Annotated in this window: 20 protein-coding genes; 7 read left to right on the forward strand and 13 right to left on the reverse strand. The window is 39.0% G+C overall.

From position 1 onward, the window contains the following. Positions 1-246, reverse strand: coding sequence for an OadG family protein (locus ACJJVZ_RS17105; RefSeq protein ID WP_193154789.1), 246 nt, complete (start codon positions 244-246; stop codon positions 1-3). A gap of 516 nt (positions 247-762) precedes the next feature. Here ACJJVZ_RS17105 and ACJJVZ_RS17110 point away from each other — a divergent pair. The 3 genes from ACJJVZ_RS17110 to ACJJVZ_RS17120 all read left to right on the forward strand — a co-directional run bounded on the left by ACJJVZ_RS17110 (position 763) and on the right by ACJJVZ_RS17120 (position 1782). Next, a complete protein-coding gene (locus ACJJVZ_RS17110; RefSeq protein WP_006794345.1) occupies positions 763-936 on the forward strand; it encodes a DUF1328 family protein in 174 nt (57 codons plus the stop codon). Positions 937-989: 53 nt separating this feature from the next. After that, positions 990-1181 (forward strand): hypothetical protein, encoded by a 192-nt coding sequence (locus tag ACJJVZ_RS17115; protein ID WP_138584160.1) that lies wholly within the window; start codon positions 990-992, stop codon positions 1179-1181. Positions 1182-1314: 133 nt separating this feature from the next. Then, positions 1315-1782 carry a YcxB family protein gene (locus tag ACJJVZ_RS17120; protein WP_405602168.1) on the forward strand — a complete coding sequence of 156 codons (468 nt, stop codon included), beginning with the start codon at positions 1315-1317 and terminating at the stop codon, positions 1780-1782. 51 nt (positions 1783-1833) lie between these two features. Here ACJJVZ_RS17120 and csrA read toward each other — a convergent pair whose 3' ends face one another. The 6 genes from csrA to ribA form a co-directional block, all read right to left on the reverse strand. Then, entirely contained in the window at positions 1834-2025 is a 192-nt protein-coding gene (csrA, locus tag ACJJVZ_RS17125) for a carbon storage regulator CsrA (protein WP_004587515.1), read from the reverse strand. A 91-nt stretch (positions 2026-2116) separates the two neighbouring features. After that, a complete protein-coding gene (locus ACJJVZ_RS17130) occupies positions 2117-3334 on the reverse strand; it encodes an aspartate kinase (protein WP_138584158.1) in 1218 nt (405 codons plus the stop codon). 6 nt (positions 3335-3340) lie between these two features. After that, positions 3341-5941, reverse strand: coding sequence for an alanine--tRNA ligase (alaS, locus tag ACJJVZ_RS17135; RefSeq protein ID WP_405602171.1), 2601 nt, complete (start codon positions 5939-5941; stop codon positions 3341-3343). Positions 5942-5960: 19 nt separating this feature from the next. Then, positions 5961-6413: a regulatory protein RecX gene (locus ACJJVZ_RS17140; protein WP_077537019.1), complete on the reverse strand. Its 453-nt coding sequence runs from the start codon at positions 6411-6413 to the stop codon at positions 5961-5963. Next, positions 6413-7198 carry a BPSS1780 family membrane protein gene (locus ACJJVZ_RS17145; protein WP_405602176.1) on the reverse strand — a complete coding sequence of 262 codons (786 nt, stop codon included), beginning with the start codon at positions 7196-7198 and terminating at the stop codon, positions 6413-6415. The genes ACJJVZ_RS17140 and ACJJVZ_RS17145 overlap by 1 nt, the downstream gene beginning before the upstream one ends. Positions 7199-7279: 81 nt before the next feature. Then, the gene (gene ribA / locus ACJJVZ_RS17150) at positions 7280-7903 is read right to left on the reverse strand and encodes a GTP cyclohydrolase II (RefSeq protein ID WP_405602178.1); all 624 of its coding nucleotides are present in this window, start codon (positions 7901-7903) and stop codon (positions 7280-7282) included. Positions 7904-8151: 248 nt separating this feature from the next. On the opposite strand from ribA, the gene ACJJVZ_RS17155 reads away from it, so the two are divergent. Beyond that, complete coding sequence (locus ACJJVZ_RS17155; protein ID WP_405602180.1) at positions 8152-9249, forward strand: TonB family protein; 1098 nt, start codon at positions 8152-8154, stop codon at positions 9247-9249. 62 nt (positions 9250-9311) lie between these two features. Here the strand turns inward: ACJJVZ_RS17155 and ACJJVZ_RS17160 are convergent, their stop codons facing one another. The 3 genes from ACJJVZ_RS17160 to ACJJVZ_RS17170 all read right to left on the reverse strand — a co-directional run bounded on the left by ACJJVZ_RS17160 (position 9312) and on the right by ACJJVZ_RS17170 (position 10944). Next, positions 9312-9824: a hypothetical protein gene (locus ACJJVZ_RS17160; protein ID WP_405602182.1), complete on the reverse strand. Its 513-nt coding sequence runs from the start codon at positions 9822-9824 to the stop codon at positions 9312-9314. A 107-nt stretch (positions 9825-9931) separates the two neighbouring features. Continuing rightward, complete coding sequence (locus tag ACJJVZ_RS17165; protein ID WP_405602184.1) at positions 9932-10381, reverse strand: low molecular weight protein-tyrosine-phosphatase; 450 nt, start codon at positions 10379-10381, stop codon at positions 9932-9934. Between the two features lie 56 nt (positions 10382-10437). Next, positions 10438-10944 carry a DUF3087 domain-containing protein gene (locus ACJJVZ_RS17170; RefSeq protein ID WP_405602186.1) on the reverse strand — a complete coding sequence of 169 codons (507 nt, stop codon included), beginning with the start codon at positions 10942-10944 and terminating at the stop codon, positions 10438-10440. Between the two features lie 155 nt (positions 10945-11099). Here ACJJVZ_RS17170 and ACJJVZ_RS17175 point away from each other — a divergent pair, with 155 nt between their 5' ends. Genes ACJJVZ_RS17175 through ACJJVZ_RS17185 form a run of 3 tightly spaced genes read left to right on the forward strand, consistent with a single transcriptional unit; the run spans position 11100 to position 12931 of the window. Then, the gene (locus tag ACJJVZ_RS17175) at positions 11100-11729 is read left to right on the forward strand and encodes an energy transducer TonB (RefSeq protein ID WP_138489627.1); all 630 of its coding nucleotides are present in this window, start codon (positions 11100-11102) and stop codon (positions 11727-11729) included. A gap of 13 nt (positions 11730-11742) precedes the next feature. Continuing rightward, positions 11743-12321: a sigma-70 family RNA polymerase sigma factor gene (locus ACJJVZ_RS17180; RefSeq protein WP_405602189.1), complete on the forward strand. Its 579-nt coding sequence runs from the start codon at positions 11743-11745 to the stop codon at positions 12319-12321. After that, positions 12308-12931, forward strand: coding sequence for a hypothetical protein (locus ACJJVZ_RS17185; RefSeq protein WP_405602192.1), 624 nt, complete (start codon positions 12308-12310; stop codon positions 12929-12931). The genes ACJJVZ_RS17180 and ACJJVZ_RS17185 overlap by 14 nt, the downstream gene beginning before the upstream one ends. A 96-nt stretch (positions 12932-13027) precedes the next feature. Here ACJJVZ_RS17185 and ACJJVZ_RS17190 read toward each other — a convergent pair whose 3' ends face one another. The 3 genes from ACJJVZ_RS17190 to ACJJVZ_RS17200 form a co-directional block, all read right to left on the reverse strand. Continuing rightward, positions 13028-14347, reverse strand: a complete 1320-nt coding sequence (locus ACJJVZ_RS17190; protein WP_294122261.1) for a reverse transcriptase domain-containing protein — start codon at positions 14345-14347, stop codon at positions 13028-13030. Then, positions 14344-14916: an SLATT domain-containing protein gene (locus tag ACJJVZ_RS17195; protein WP_405602195.1), complete on the reverse strand. Its 573-nt coding sequence runs from the start codon at positions 14914-14916 to the stop codon at positions 14344-14346. Before ACJJVZ_RS17195 ends, ACJJVZ_RS17190 begins: the two co-directional genes overlap by 4 nt. Before the next feature lie 543 nt (positions 14917-15459). Then, positions 15460-17202, reverse strand: coding sequence for a potassium/proton antiporter (locus ACJJVZ_RS17200; protein WP_405602197.1), 1743 nt, complete (start codon positions 17200-17202; stop codon positions 15460-15462). Positions 17203-17217: the final 15 nt, after the last annotated feature.

Genomic DNA, 17217 nt, shown 5'->3' on the forward strand with positions numbered 1-17217 from the left:
TTATTTATTATTTGATTTGTACTGAGCAATGGCAGCACTAATAGCAGCGATGTGCTCATTAGGCACACCTTGAGATTTAAAAGACGGCGATTTAGCTGGTATTGCTACCTCTGGTTCGCTAAAGCGCGTTACCAAACTTGACATAAGCGTTACTGCACCAATTAATATCGACAGAAATACAAACACCCCAACCATACCGGTGAGCATTAAACTACCAGCTGTTGTGAGTAGAGCACCTATATCCATTTATTTCCCCTTGAAACCTACATTGAAATAAAAAATCAATTTAATTAAATATTTATTCACTGGATGATAACAAAACCAATAACTTTGTCTACACCTTGTAAATTGGTAAAACCAATTAATCTTAAAACAACATGCCACCCAATTAATTTACATGCTGTAGGCCAACAAAAACAGGACCTACAATACATAGAGTGAATAACAACTATAGCTAAAAATTATATATAAGTTGTTAATTAACTATTTAACCTAGTAAAAATAGACATTAAAAATTATAAAAATCATAAAGAAACCTCACAATTGCAAATTGGTCTTACCAAATAAAATATATCCAGTAAATATTTATCAGTAGTTTTCAGTAGTGTGAATAAGTTACATAACAAAGCGTAAAAGTTACTAACCAATTAAAAATAAAACACACACAAAAACCATAACCGCATGATATTAAACAAAAATAAATATTGGCATGTAACTGGCATTAGTTATTGTGAGCAAAATTTATAAACCAAGGAGAAAACAATGTTACGCTGGACAATTACATTTCTAGTTATTGCTTTAATCGCTGCAGTGTTAGGTTTTGGTGGCATCGCAGGTGCCGCAGCTGGTATAGCAAAAATTATATTTTTTATCTTTATAGTACTTTTAGTGATTTCATTAGTTTCAGGTGCACTACGTGGAAAATCTCCCAGGTAGATAAAGCACTAACTAACACTAAAATTTAATTTAAACTTACAAGGAATCACATTATGAAATCTACAACTTTAAAAGCAGCACTAATTGGTCTATTCGCAAGTTTTTTCATCATGGGTTGTGAAGACAACCATGCGGAAGACGCAGGCGAACGTATTGACGAAGCAGTAACTGACGTGCAGAACAAAGTAGAAGATGCATGCGAAGAAGTTAAAGAAGGCGTAAACGCTGAAGAAACTAACTGTTAATACTTTTAGCACCGCTAAAAAACGGCTCTTGAGCCGTTTTTTTGTGTCTGCAATAAAATCACTGACTATAAAGCTGCTCATTTAGAGGTTAGCTTGTTAAAATAGAAAAAAATGATACTTTAAATAAGATAATATGGCATTTACAACGACCTACACACTCGATAAACCCTATTTTTACGAGTGCTTTGATGAATCACTGCCTTACAGTAAACGCGCAAAACCTAAGTATTTTTTACTTGTGTTGCTCGTTGCACTTGGTTTATTTGGTATTTATGGGTTAAATGATCACTACTTAGGATCGTTTTTGATTATGCTTGGTGTACTAGAGTGCGTCGCTTTTTACTATCGCAGACCTTGGTGGGTAACCAGACAAATGCTTAGTAGAGCTTCTGGCTCAGAAGTAACACTTACCTTCGATGACGACGGTATTAAATCTGCCAATCATTACAAAAACTATCAATTAGCATGGCAAGACATCAATACAGTAATAGATACGCAGCAAGGTATCCTGCTTCAAAATAAAAGCGGTATGCAGTATATTTCAAAGCAAATTCTCAGCTCTGAAATACTCGATTTCATAAGCAAAAAAACCACTCAATGAGTGGTTTTTTAATATAGCCCAGTAAAGTACTCAGCTATTTATACGTGTTGATTAAGCATTGCCCGGATTTGGGTTCGACTTTTCAGCTTGTATGCGCATATAAATCTCTTCACGATGCACTGATACGTCTTTTGGTGCATTAACACCGATTCGAACTTGATTTCCTTTAACACCTAGCACGGTAACTGTTACTTCGTCACCAATCATTAGGGTTTCACCCACTCTACGAGTTAGTATTAGCATTCTATTGCTCCCATGTTCCAATATAAATTATAAGATTCCGCTTAAACATATTAATGAAAATCAGACTGAAAAGTAAGTAAAAACTACCAATCTATTCATTTTCTGTTAAAAATGCTTTATGTAATGCACGAACAGCCAACTCTAGGTACTTTTCATCTATTAAAACTGAAATTTTAATCTCTGAAGTAGACACTAAAACAACATTAATATTTTCCTGTGCTAATGCATCAAAAAATAAACTAGCGACACCAGAATGCGATTTCATACCCATCCCCACAGCAGACACTTTAGCAACTGTGGTTAACCCGCCTACATTTTGAGCACCGAGTTGAACTTGTTGCTCAGAGATTAATTCAAGTGCTTGCAGGTAATCATTCGAGTGCACTGTAAAAGCATAGTCTATTTTTTCAAAGTTATGATTAACTTGATTAATCATATCTATTTCGATGCCATTATCGGCAAAAAGTTTCAATATTTTTGAAAGATTTTGCGTACCTGCTGGAACGTCTTCTACTTTAATTAAGCACTCATCGCGATTAAACGCAATTCCCGATACCACCTTGTTTGGCATATCGCTCTCCTCAAAACTTATTAACGTGCCTTCATCGGGATTAAAGCTCGAAAGCACCCTAAGTGGCACATTGTGCCTACCTGCAGCTTCTACTGAGCGTATATGCAAAACTTTCGCCCCTAAACTTGCCAGCTCCAGCATTTCAGCAAATGTAACTTGGCCCATTCTGCGCGCGTTGGGCTCGACACGAGGATCTGTAGTATATACGCCGTCAACGTCTGTATAGATCTGGCATTCGTCGGCTTTTATGGCTGCTGCTATTTCGACAGCCGATGTATCGGTGCCACCGCGTCCAAGCGTTGTAATGTTGCCCTCAATATCACGTCCCTGAAACCCAGCAATAATAGCAATACGATTATGCTCAAGCTCATGCTTTAAGCGCGTAGCAGCAACCTCTGCAATGCGAGCTTTACCAAACATGTTATCGGTTAATATATTGACTTGATCGGCTAATAAACTCACCGCTGAGTGGCCACGTTTTATAATAGCCATAGCGAGCAGTGATACAGAAACCTGCTCTCCAGTGCTAATAAGTACATCGAGTTCACGGCTACTCGGGCGAGTATCTATTTGTTTGGCAAGATTAATTAAGCGGTTGGTTTCTCCCGACATAGCCGAGAGCACCACAACCACTTGATGTCCTTGTTGTCTGGTTTTTACAACAAGGTCGGCAACCGCTTCAATTCGCTCTATTGAGCCGACCGAAGTGCCACCGAACTTTTGAACAATAAGCGCCACTTAGGCTTAAGTACGCTCAGTTAACCAAGCAGTAACGCTATCCAGTGCAGTAGCAAGGTTTTGTGGCTCACTACCACCGGCTTGTGCCATATCTGGACGACCGCCACCTTTACCACCTACTTGGCCTGCCATATGATTAACTAACTCACCGGCTTTTACTTTGCCTGTTAGGTCTTTCGTTACACCGGCAATTAGGCTTACTTTGTCGCCACTGGCAACACCTAGTGCAATAACACCTGAGCCAATTTTGTTTTTAAGGTCATCAACCATACCGCGCAGTGCTTTAGATTCAGTACCTTCAACGTTTGCTACAAGTAGCTTAACACCGTTTATTTCAACAATCGAATCGAGTAAAGACGCACCCGCTGCACTTGCCAACTTATCGTTAAGTTGCGCAATTTGCTTTTCAAGGCTTTTTGACTTCTCAAGTAAAGCAGTTACTTTTTCAAGAACTGATGCACTATCGCCTTTAACTAAAGCCGCAACATCGCTAAGTTGTTGCTCTTGCTCGCTAACGTACGCTACAGCATCAGCACCGGTTACGGCTTCAATACGGCGTACGCCTGCGGCAATACCGCTTTCAGATACAATTTTGAATAAACCAATGTCGCCTGCGCGTTCAACGTGAGTACCACCACAAAGCTCAATAGAGTAGTCACCAATGGTTACTACACGTACTTCGTCATCGTACTTTTCGCCAAACAACGCCATAGCGCCTTTCGCTTTAGCATCATCAATAGCCATAAGCTCAGTATTAAGTGCAAAATTACGACGAATTTCGTCATTAACTACGCGCTCAATTTCACGTAGCTCATCTTTAGTTACGGCTTCAAAGTGCGAGAAATCAAAACGTAAACGATCAGGTTGAACAAGTGAGCCTTTTTGACCTACATGATCGCCTAATAACTGACGTAGTGCTTCGTGCAAAATATGCGTAGCTGTGTGGTTTTTCTTGATGCTGTCGCGGCGCGTATTATCAATAGTTGCGTCAACTTTATCGTTAACACCAATACGACCTTGTACAGTACCGTGGTGAGCAAATGCATTACCAAGCTTAGTTGTATTAGTAACATTAAATTCGCCACCAGCCACTGTAATAGTACCCGTGTCGCCCGTTTGGCCGCCTGATTCAGCGTAAAACGGTGTGCGGTTTAGTACTACAATACCTTTTTGACCATCTTCTAGTAACTGAACAGCTTCACCACCGGCAAAAATTTCAACCACTGTCGCGCTATAATGTGTGCTGTCGTAACCTTTAAAGTCAGTGTGTTTATCTGATTTTAATTGATCGTTATAATCGGCACCAAACTTACCCGCTTGCTGCGCTGTTTTGCGTTGTACAGCCATACACTCTTCAAAGCCTTGATGATCAATCGTCATCTGGCGCTCACGCGCAACATCGGCCGTTAAATCAGCTGGAAAACCGTACGTATCGTAAAGTTTAAATACTAAGTCGCCCGGTATAATATCGCCTTTAAGGTCGCTTAAGCTTTCTTCTAAAATAGCTAAGCCACGCTCAAGTGTTTTACCAAACTGTTCTTCTTCAATGCGTAATACTTTTTCGATAATTTCTTGTTGCTTAGCAAGCTCAGGATACGCTTGACCCATTTGCTCAATTAACGCCGCAACTAATTTATAGAAAAACGAACCTTGTGCGCCTAACTTATTACCGTGGCGCACAGCACGACGAATAATACGACGCAGTACATAACCACGGCCTTCGTTAGATGGCATAACACCGTCTGAGATTAAAAACGCACACGAACGAATATGATCCGCCACTACGCGTAGTGACTTGTCGCCCATATCTTGTGCGTTAGTTACACTTGCAGCAGCGGCAATTAAGCCTTGGAATAAATCGATTTCGTAGTTTGAATGCACGCCCTGTAAAATAGCAGCAATACGCTCAAGGCCCATGCCCGTATCAACAGACTGCTTAGGTAGAGGCAACATAGTACCGTCGCTTTGACGGTTGTATTGCATAAATACAAGGTTCCAAATTTCGATGAAACGATCGCCGTCTTCCTCGGGTGAGCCTGGAGGTCCGCCCCAAATATGCTCGCCATGGTCATAAAATATTTCAGAACACGGACCACACGGACCAGTATCGCCCATTGACCAAAAGTTGTCTGAGGTCGCAATACGAATAATACGATCTTCACTTAAGCCAATGTCTTTTGACCAGTACTCAAACGCTTCTTCGTCATCGTGATAAATAGTTACTAAAAGTTTTTCTTTTGGCAGGCTTACTACCTCAGTTAAAAACTCCCATGCAAACTTAATCGCGTCTTGCTTAAAGTAATCACCGAAGCTGAAGTTACCTAACATTTCAAAAAATGTATGGTGGCGTGCTGTGTAGCCTACGTTTTCTAAATCGTTATGCTTACCGCCTGCACGTACACAGCGCTGCGAGCTTGTCGCACGTGTATAAGGGCGGCTTTCTGCCCCTAAAAATACATCTTTAAATTGCACCATGCCGGCATTGTTAAATAACAACGTGGCATCGTTACCCGGAATAAGCGAGCTTGAAGGGACAACTTGGTGTTGTTTGCTGGCAAAAAAGTCTAAAAATTGTTGCCTAATTTGTGCGGTAGTCATGTGCTGCATTTGAAAGTCTCACCTGTATTTACTGTGCTTGCATTGCAAAATTAATTTCATCGTAGCTAAAACCCCGATACATTAAGTAGCGCACGCGCTTAGCTTTATCTTTGTAATCGAGGTCGGCCGGTGTATTCGAATATTTTTTATTGTACGCATCCTGCGCAAGCTCAAACCAATCTACTTCAAGCTCTTCAACTACTATTCCTAATAGCGAACGATCAATCCCTTTGCCCATCGCTTCGCTTTGTATTCGCTTAAGCCCGTGACATTTAAATATGTGTTTTCTTACAAAGCCTTCACAGTATCGCTGCTCGTTAATAAAATTGTGCTTTTCGCACCAATCAAGCAACGTTTCAATAAACTCTTCTGTGGCTTCTTTTTGCTGTAATTTGAGCGTTAACTCACGACGCGAATATTCTTGGCGCCCTAGTAACCAAAGTACATAGTTTTTTAGTTTTTGCTTTAATTTATCATCCATTAAGCGTCAAAACGTCCGCTTGTTTCACTGCTAAGTGGCTTAACATTAATGTCGTCACTTGGTGGTACAACAGGCATAAAAATGGCTTGATAAGATACAAAAAAGCTAATGTAGCAAATCGGCATTAAAATCAACAGTGGTAAGAACGATAAGAACATCGAAAGCGCCATAAATAATGCGCAAATAAGGCCAAAAACGCCAAGTGGCAAAATATTATGATAAAACACCATTAACGACTTTTTAAGCGCCGTTAATGGTGTTTCTTTACTAAAATAAACAAGTGGCACAGCGTACGCAAATGCCGTTAAATAAATTAGCATTGCCATAAAAAATAAAATTACATTCGCGCCCGAAATACTCTCAAGCATTTGTTCAAGTGCTACGTTTGGATCAAGTCCTGGTTGGCTCATAACAGCCACTGCATCGGCAAATAAGCCATTAGCAAGTAACGCCATTAAAATACCCGCCCCCATTTGATAAAGTGCTAAACGCAATAACCCTAAACGATTTCCCTTAGCCGAAAATGGCTTGAGGATATCAGCTAACATTATTTTTCCACCTTGCTGTTTTGTAAGTACAGCTTGATAAAATCCAGCCGTTAAAAATGGCGTAGCTAGCGCTGCCACAACTTGCAGCAGTGGTAAAAATAATGACAGTAGCCCTACAATACCAATAAATAAATGCATAAAAATAAAGGTTGCTGGCTGGGTTTTAAAAATAAGCCATCCGGCTTTTAACCACTTTAGCCCAGCATCGGCTTTAAAAATTCGTAATTGTGTAGACATACTTGCTCTTAATTTATAACGAAACACGCCAAGTATAACTTGGCGTGAGGGGGGATTAATAGACGAAACGTAATTAAATGATTAAGGTTTTTTAATTTTCTTAATATCTAACATGTGTGCACCATGCTTAATTTTTGTTTCTAGGTACGACTTATTACCCGCAACACCCGCTTTAATGTGCGCATGTGTACCTACAACCGAATCAACATTAATACCGGCGTCTTTTAATGCGTTAAGCTTTTTCGGATTATTGGTCATTAATTTAACGTGGCTTAAATTAAGCGCATTGAGCATTAATACCGCATCCGAAAAGTCGCGTAAATCATCAGCAAAGCCTAAATGGTTATTAGCTTCGTAGGTGTTCATACCCTGCGATTGCAATACGTAAGCATCAATTTTATTGTATAAACCAATGCCACGGCCTTCTTGGCGTAAATACAATAAAATACCGCCTTGCTTATGCATCATTTCAATACATTCATTTAGCTGCTCGCCGCAATCGCAACGCGATGAGTAAAATACATCACCCGTTAAACACTCTGAATGCATACGAATAAGCGGTACATCTTGCTCTGTATCAGCGTTGTTAAACACCATAGCAATATGTTCTTTGCCATCTTTTAAATCAGTAAATGAGATTATTTCTGCAGGGATATCACTATTTCTGCCAACATTAAGCTGGACTCTTGCTCTTACTTGCGCCACGACAAATCCAAATATTTAAATAACTACGACACGACAATAAAGTGATAATATCACAAAATACGATAAATACACCGTAGTACAAAACTGTTTATGGCAATTATATGGCGACGACAGGCGTTATTTTCAATGACAGTTAGCAATAAATTGATGCAAATAGAGCACTGTATTGTTTACGTTAATTTACCCAAAAAAATGACAGATACTTACTAATTTGATATTTTGTAAGCCAGACAATGATAGGGATTATTATGAAACGCCAACAACTCGCCTTAATTATAGGCTTAAGCTTATCAACGCTAAGTACTTATTCACTTGCAAGCCAAGCAACAAACCCACAAGTCAACTTTTCACAAGCGTACCAAACCTACTTAACTGCAGTTGCAGAAAATAAAAACGTGAAGCAAGCCGCTGAGCTTGCTTATACCTTAGGCTCAGCTAATTATGGCGAAGAGTCAGATAACACAGCAAACCTAGCTATTAATTATGCCAAAGCTATTAACCCACGCATTAGCGATGGTTACGAGCAGCGTTACGCACTTTATAAGCAAGCGCACGACATTTTAGGTAAAAATCACGGTAATAAATCAGTCGAAACACTCGACGCTCTGCTCGGTATGGCAAGTAATACCGAATCAGATAGAGAAGCTGCTAACCATTTTGAACACATGATTGATATAGCAACGGAGCAAAATAATCCAAAGCTTGTTGCCGACATGCAATTTGAAGCCGCCTCTGTGCTTGCTCGAAAGTTTTCACATAAATATTACCGCAAAGCTAAACGTTATTTAGAACAGGCTGATGAGTACTATCAAGCCAATTTGCCTGAAAATTCAGTTGATCGTATCAAAGCAGATTTTTTAATGGCCTCATTCGCAGAAGGTCGTAAAAAGTATAATCAAGCGATTGCAAGACTAAACCGTGTAGTGGGTGTATTCGATAACAACTTAAGCTTTGATCATAGCGCAGAGCTAAGCGCGCACTCTAAGCTTATTGGGCTTTACGAGAAACAAGGCAAAAGTGATGAAGCAACTAAACACTGCTTAGCTATTGCTAAAATGGTGCCGTGGAAAGAATCGCAAGAGCAAAAACCGCTTTACCGTGTTAATCCCGATTATCCTTTAAATAAGGCAAAACAAGGTCGAAGTGGCAGTGTTGCTATGGAATTTGAAGTAGACACGGCAGGATTTGTAAAAAACGTTAGTATATTAAACTCTGATGGTGGTGTCTCTTTTGAAAAATCGGCGATAAAAGCTGTTGAGCAATGGCGCTATGCACCAAAGTTTGAAAAAGGCCAACCTGTTAATGCTGTCACTCAAGTTCAACTCGACTTCAAAGTTAGGCACTAAACTAATAATGTATAAAGGCGCCATTTAGCGCCTTTTTGATTTAATTGTTATTCTCAAAGCAATTAAAATTCATAACTTAAACTAATACCGCCATCTGCTCTTTTTTCGTTACTATCACTTGCTTTGCCGTAACCTATATCTAATTCCAGTCTAAAACCGGAATTGTTTAACCCATTAAAGTTATAGCTGTAAGTAAGCCCTACACCGTTAGTGGTTTCTTCATCAAAAATATCGCCAATTGCACAACCTATAATATTACCAAATTCACTGGCTATATCATCATTAGTTGAACTTTCACACTTTTTATCAGTATCTCTTGCGCCAATAGCACCCACAAGCGCGCCAAAAGCATGCTTTTTATTATCGCTTACTGCTTGTTCAAAACCTGCTGAAAATCCATCATCAAGGCCTAGTTTATAGTTTGCATACCAGCGCTGCGTGCCATCGTTTGCCGATAAAGACACTTCAGGAATAACTAAATAAGGATAGCCCCCCCCAATCGAAAAACTAACCTCGTTGGCAGCACTAGAGTAAGAAGCAATAGATAAAGCGAGTAGTAATATTTTTGTTTTCATAAAATTCCCTTTAATTAAGTATAAAATCAGCACAAAATGTACCCACTTTAGGATCTAAATGCAATACGGAAAGCCTAGTTATATTTTAAATTAGCAGCTATTGGTGATTAAATTTTTGAAAGAATCTTATCGCTTGCCGCTTCAATTAAATCGAGCACATTTTCAAAGCCATCATCGCCGCCGTAATAAGGATCGGGAATCGCACTAACGCTCTGTTCACCAAACTCTAAAAACAACGCTAATTTGTACTGTAGATGCTCAGGGCATTGGGCTTTTAAATCAGCTAAATTTTGCGTATCGGCCGCTAAAATTAAATCAAACTCAGTAAAGTCGCTTGTACGTACTTTACGTGAATAAATACCCTTAAAGCTGTAACCGCGCTTCTCCCCTGCTGCCATTGAGCGACTATCAGGCGTTTTACCTTCGTGGTAACCAATAGTCCCCGCCGAATCAACTTTAACGTTAACACCTAGCTTTTTAGCTCGGGCTTTTAATACCGCTTCTGCGGTTGGCGAGCGACAAATATTACCTAAACAAACTATGAGTACTTTTTTCATTAAGGCTCCTCTAACTAATTTAAAAACCTATGTTTTAAAACTGTTTTAAAACTGTTTTAAAACTGTTTTAAAATACTTACGTCGTAATCTTCAACGTTAAGCGTTACGTTATGTTGCGCTGCAACAGATTCAAGCTCAGCTTGTTTAATGGCTAAATCGTCCATAGTGATTAGGTTATCGTCTAGCTGCCACAATAACCGAGAGCCCGCGTAGCTATAATGAATTGCTAATAACGCATCGGCATTGCCTTCACGGCCAGCGGCTTTTAACTTAGCCATTTTACGGGTTATTTTATTAAGTGCTTTTTTAAGCTCCCACACATAAACAACTTCTGTCATAAAGCTATGTGTACGGTATTTATTAAGTAACCACGCAAGCCCAAGGCTTGTAATAGCAACACCTATTAAGTTCCAATGAAAGTGGCTGCCACTTTCATCAGGAAATAAAGCAATCAACGTTTGCGATATAGCCAAGCTGCCTACAGCCAAACCAATACCACATCCAGCAATAACACGGTTTAAATGTTTACGGTAACGCGCTTTATTTATTTCAATGAGTTGCATAACAGCCTAAAAAGTTAAGTTTTAATATTTGCGAATGGCTATTGTAACTAAACCCCACATTTTTTATAAAATTATTTCACCCCTTTTTGATTTGCCACCCGTTATAGCTTTGAAAACACCCTAATTGTAGTGGTCAATAAAATTTGGAGCGGCTTATGCACACACTTGAAGTACCTAACAACCCAGTATTTATTAAAACATCGACTGCCGTTATTGGCGGCGCCGCGATGACCTTTGCAGCTTTTGCGTTTATGCAATATTTAATAAGTGGCGAGCAACGCGCACCGGTTAAACCAGGGGGCGATATTATAGTAGAGATTTTTCAAGCGCCTGAGGATTCAAAAGTAAGGCATATACAAAAAATACAGCCGCCACCACCTATGCCTAAAGTGCCGCAAAAAGCTCCACCGCTTGATACATCAGCGGATCCTGTGTTGGCAATTAGCGACTTTACGCCAGTTACGATTGACGATTTTGGTGGCGACATTAACAACACCATTAATCGCCCAACAGGGGATGCAACACCCATAGTGCGCATAAACCCTAAATACCCAACCACAGCAGCGCGCGATGGCATTGAAGGTTGGGTGCAACTAAGCTTTAGCATTTCGCCAACGGGGGAGGTAATCGACCCAGTAGTTATTAACGCCGAGCCAAAACGTACCTTTGATCGCGAAGCAATAAGAGCCATTAAACGCTGGAAATATCGCCCCAAAGTAATTGAAGGTGTGGCACAATTACAAACAGGTCAAACCGTACAGCTCGATTTTAAATTACAACAATAAAAGCGATGAGCCTATGCTACTAAGTATTAAGTCATGGTTATTTGAAACGCCAAGCAAGGACTGCATGGCAAGTTACGCAAAAAGTGGCGACAATCGTTACTTAGAGCAGCTTATTGCCCTCTACAGTAACGACTTATACCACTACCTTGTTACGCAATCTAATACGCATTTAGCATACGACGTAAGCCAACAAACATGGCTAAAAGTAATCGAAAAGCGCCACCTTTACCAAGCGCAAACCACACCCAAAGCGTGGTTATTTAAACTTGCCCGCAACACACTCATTGACGAATACCGCAGGCAACAGCACTTTGTAGAGCTTGACGAAAACACGCATTTAGCAGCACAAAATGATAAAAGCGAAAGTGGCTTAACTATAGGCAGCTCAAACATAAGTTACGACGCGTTCGACGCCGCCCTAAAGCAACTGAGCTTTGTACAGCGCGAAGCCATAACATTACAACAAGAAGGCTTTTCGCTCGCCGACATAGAACTTATAACGCAAAGCAGCCTTGAGACCGCTAAAACAAGGCTGCGTTATGCCAAGCAAAATCTTAAACGTTTATTAGGAGCAAACAATGAACAAGCCTGATGAGCCGTTTGATCAAAAGCTCACACAACATTACAAAGAGCGAAAAGCGCGCACTACACTTACAAGTGATCAGCAAAAAGTGCTACTTAATAAAGCCACGCACACTAAGCCTAAAAAGATCGGCTTTACGCTACAGCTAACCAGCCTAGCCTGCGCACTGGGTGTGTTCGCCTTTATTGTGTTTGATAATAGCAACGTAATAAATACAAAGCCTAAAACCGTACTTAACAGCGTATTTAACACTATAGACATTCACGACTATTCAATTATTAAAACACATGAAATAAACCAAGCAGGTAGCTACGCAAGCACCTTTACAGAGCAAAAACACGCACTCGATAGCCAATTAGCTAACGATTTACGCCGCCACCAACAACGCCACATAGAATACGGCACTCTAGTGAAGGTAGATAACGACTGGTACATAGCCAGCTGTAATGATGAAATGCTCGTGCAAATAAAGCAGTCATTGTTGAGTGATTTAAAAGGTAAACATGCGGTTGAAAGTAATATAAATACGGGTGATATACTCGCTATGGCACATAACGGTAAAGGACAGATTATTGCGCTTAAACATGCGGGTGCTGGGGTTAGGCAATGTGGGGCTTAGGTGGCTTGATTAGTGGTAATTTATATAGAGATTGACACTTAGTACGAATATATATCCTATATAAAGCATTTAATAATATGAGTGTTTTTTACAGTATTAGCTATTGTCTCTAATATCCTCTTCTAAATCCTTGATCAGATGCCGTACTCTTTTAGTAAATAAAGAATTCACCGTATCGGGCGTTAGTGCTTCGATTGTCGCAACATCCATGTAGCTCGATAATAAACTTCTTTTCTCTGCTAATGTATATCCATCAAAGTTAATAATATACTTGTGATTTTCAATCACATCTCTTGCACACTCTTTATAAGCTTTGGAGAATTTTTTTTGGTTAATAATTGTATTTAACTTCGACTGCTTGAGCAGTTTTTTTACAGTAGCATCAAGCCTATATAAAACTGTTTCATCTTCCATTTGAGAGTAATAAAAAAGCCATCCTCTTCGCTTGCCTTCATATATACAACCAGTAATTCTTAAATTTAATTTATTTTCCGTTATATATTTTTTAGCTTGAGGTATGTGTTTATGAGCATTTAAAATTTTAGCTATAGAGTTCTCTACCCTCCAAATAGATTCCTTTTTAACCGTAAGCCTACGCTTATTAATCCAATATCCTAAAAAATCAAAGCTTTCGTTTAAAGACCCAATTTTGGTTTTACTGCCCAGATTATCATAATGATGGCACTCCAATTTTAATGATTTAAAGTCATCTATAATTTTATCCAAAAGTATCTTTGGCCTATTTTCTTCAGAAAATATCAATATATCATCGACATACCGATTGTAAGAAATTAGTGCAGAACCTTTGTATGTATTATCAATATCACTAACATACATTTCTGCTAGGATATTAGAAATTGAAAGTCCTTGAGGGACACCCTGAGTGTTAGCTTTCACACCAGTAGGGTTAGTAAGAGCTTTATTAATTAAATCCCTAGCTTCATTACTTTTAATTTTATTAAATGTTTTATTCAGCAATAAATCGTGTTCGATACTTGGGTAAAAGTTTTTTATATCAATTTTGATAAAAGATTTATAACACGTTTTTTTAACGTCTTGCTTAATCTTATCCAGCATTATTTGGGGAATAAGAGTTTTTGAACTTTCAGGGAAAATCCCTTGAAGAAACAAATGAAGCGCTTTTAAAACAAGCCGATCCCTGACTGTAGGTATCGATATCACTCTTGGATATTTCTCGGCACCTTTTGAAATCAACTTTTCCTTGTATTTACTAAACTTATATTTTCTGGTGTGGACTTTCCTAACTATCAGATCTATTTCTGATTCATAGTTATATCTTTCATTAGCATTAATTCCATCAACCCCAGTAGAAGGAGTAAAATGGATATATTTTAGATAAACATTTGTAAGATTTTTTTTCTCAAATATAGCGTTAAAAAACTCACTTTCATTCATAAAGAAACCACACAAAAGACAGGCAAGGTGTAAGCTAAAGTAATGAATGAAGTACGGACAAAAACATAAACATAAAGCCTTAACACTTCAAAAAAAGATAAGTTCCTACTACAATTTTTATCAGCTTCAAAATGAACAAAGTAAAGCATGTCAAAGGGTCTGTGGTTCTCTACTGAATCAAGGAGAGCCTGATAATCCCCTTGAATCTCGAAAAAATTATTTTTCGAATCACATAAAGAAAGCTCAGACACTAGCCCTTGCATTGCAATGTAATTCTTTTTCAACTTTTCATATCTAGCTTTTAAATTCAATTGAGGAATGAATAACGAAAGAGTAAAGACGGCTCCAGTAGTAAGAACCATTATTATATCTGTATTCAGATTAAAAAAGTCTGGGTTTTTAATTAAGTATACCGAAAAAGAAAAGGTTAGAAAGGAGTACCATACTAGTATTAAATTTGAATGGAAATAATTAGACAGGAGCCTTTCCGAAGCTCTAATCCTGCATTTTCTAGTAAACCAGATTTGATCACTTAAACTACTTATATTTTTACTTAACTTACTATCCATGTAATAAAACTCCCTTAAAAAGCTCAAGATGGGTGTAGATACTTTTAGATAACATGCCGTTGAAGTTGACATTTTGGTTAAACCAAACACCTAAGTGTAGAGATTAGATTTGCCCACCTATATAAATAAGTGAACCTTGCCTTATCAGACATAAGGCAAACTGAAGCTACAACAACTTAACTTCAATCCCATCAAGAGCCTGTTAATACTAATTTAAAAAGTATTTTTCATCAACGATTTAGAACAAGCTTTCATAATTAACTAGAAACACTAGTGTTTAGCTTTTAACACTTTTACAGCAAAATAATGAATTTTTATTCGCGCTTTGTCTCTTCTTCCATGGTAAACGTTATAAAAACTTAACCTATATCTAATATTAATTATGGGCTAGCGCCCGCAAGCTGTCCGCCAACAAGAAACACTATATATAACTAGCTTTGGGTGTGCTCATTTTATTGGAGATCCGTTGGGTTTCGTGTCACTCAACCCAACTTACGTACGCTATAAACGTGAGCCTAGCGCTAAATAAATCATTGTTCATGATTACTGCTTTAAAAGCCGCTTTTCTGGATTATTTAAGTACTTTAAGCCAATGGTAACTATGCGTGTATGTACCATGGTTATAACGCGTATTTGCACATTACCAATAACAACAATAGCGCCTTTACTGACCTCTCCTGAAAGCTTTTGGTTAATTACTTCTTCCAAGCTTATATCTTCTGGCGCGTCTATTTGCATGTGGTATGAGTAAAATATATCGCCTACTAGCGTTACACCTTTCACTTTAAGTTCGTTGTGGGCTAAGTGGCTATCTTGATGGTTTGTTTTATCGGTTGCTGTAAAAACTAAATCAACAAAAGGTCTGTTATCTGGTTTTAAAACAACAAATAAGTGGTCATTTGCTTTTAACTTAGTTGAGCCTCGTGGCGGGATGATTGACGGGCCCCGTGTGATCATAGCAACAACCACACTCTCAGGAAGTGCCGCATGTGACAAGCTGCGCCCAGAAACCCGAGAAACGTCACTTAAAGTGTATTCTACAATTTCTATATCAATATCGTTTAGCGCTGTAATTTCGAGTGTTGCAGCAGCCAAATCAGGTGGCGGCTCTACTAAATTTAGTTTTTTAGCCATCCAAGGCATTGTTGAGCCCTGTAACGTGGCTGAAATTAATACCACGAAAAAAACAACATTAAAAATAAGTTCAGCCCCTGAAAGACCAAATAGTAATGGGAATATAGCTAAAATAATGGGCACTGAGCCTCTAAGGCCAACCCAAGATACAAACAAGGTTTCGCGATTGTTAAAACCAAACAGTTTTAAAATAGGCGCTACCGCTAATGGGCGAGCAACAAAAATAAGTGCCAGTGCAATAAGCAACCCTTCTAACCATACGTCAACCAACGACGACGGGTTAATAAGGAGTCCTAATACAACAAACATGGTTATTTGCCCAAGCCAGGCTAAGCCGTCATGAAACAGAAAAATACCGCGTTTATATACAAATTTACTGTTACCTAAAATAACACCCGTTATAAATACAGCTAAAAATCCACTACCGCCGAGCGTTGCTGAAAGGCCAAAAGAAAGCAGTCCAAATGCGGTTACCATCACTAAATACAAACCCGATGCATTTAGTTTAATTCGATTAATAAACCAAACCGATACCTTACCAATTAAAAGACCACAAATAGCGCCAACACCCATTTGTTGGGCAAATAGCTGTAGTAGATCCAGCCCTATTGGCATGTCGTTAACGAGCATTTCGAGCAATCCAACCGTTAGAAAAATAGCCATTGGATCGTTCGAGGCACTTTCTATTTCAAGGGTCGATTTAAGCTTTTTGTTTAAGTGAATGCCCGCACTTCGTAAAAGCGCAAACACTGCTGCGGCATCTGTAGAGCCAACAATAGCGCCCAGTAAAACACCTTGTAATATGGGCAGGTCTAAAATATAAGTGGCCACAAGGCCTGTAATTACAGCGGTAAATAACACCCCGACGGTTGCTAAAGCAGACGCGGGTTTCCACACTTGTTTAATTGAACTGGTAGGCGTTTGTAAGCCGCCATCAAATAGAATAATGGCAAGCGCTAGAGTACCCAGAGCATGTGCAGCCTCTGCGTTGTCGAATGAAATACCTGCAATACCGTCTTCACCTGCGAGCATACCTACAAGTAAAAATAGCACCAGCACCGGTAAGCCAACGCGTGCAGATAACTTGCTCGAGATCACTCCTAGTAAAATTAAAATGGCACTAACGAGAATGATATTATCAATTGCAAACATAGTGTGGATTTACAG

The sequence above is a fragment of the Pseudoalteromonas sp. Ld19 genome (genome assembly GCF_045064135.1).
GTDB classification, from domain to species: Bacteria; Pseudomonadota; Gammaproteobacteria; order Enterobacterales; family Alteromonadaceae; genus Pseudoalteromonas; species Pseudoalteromonas aliena.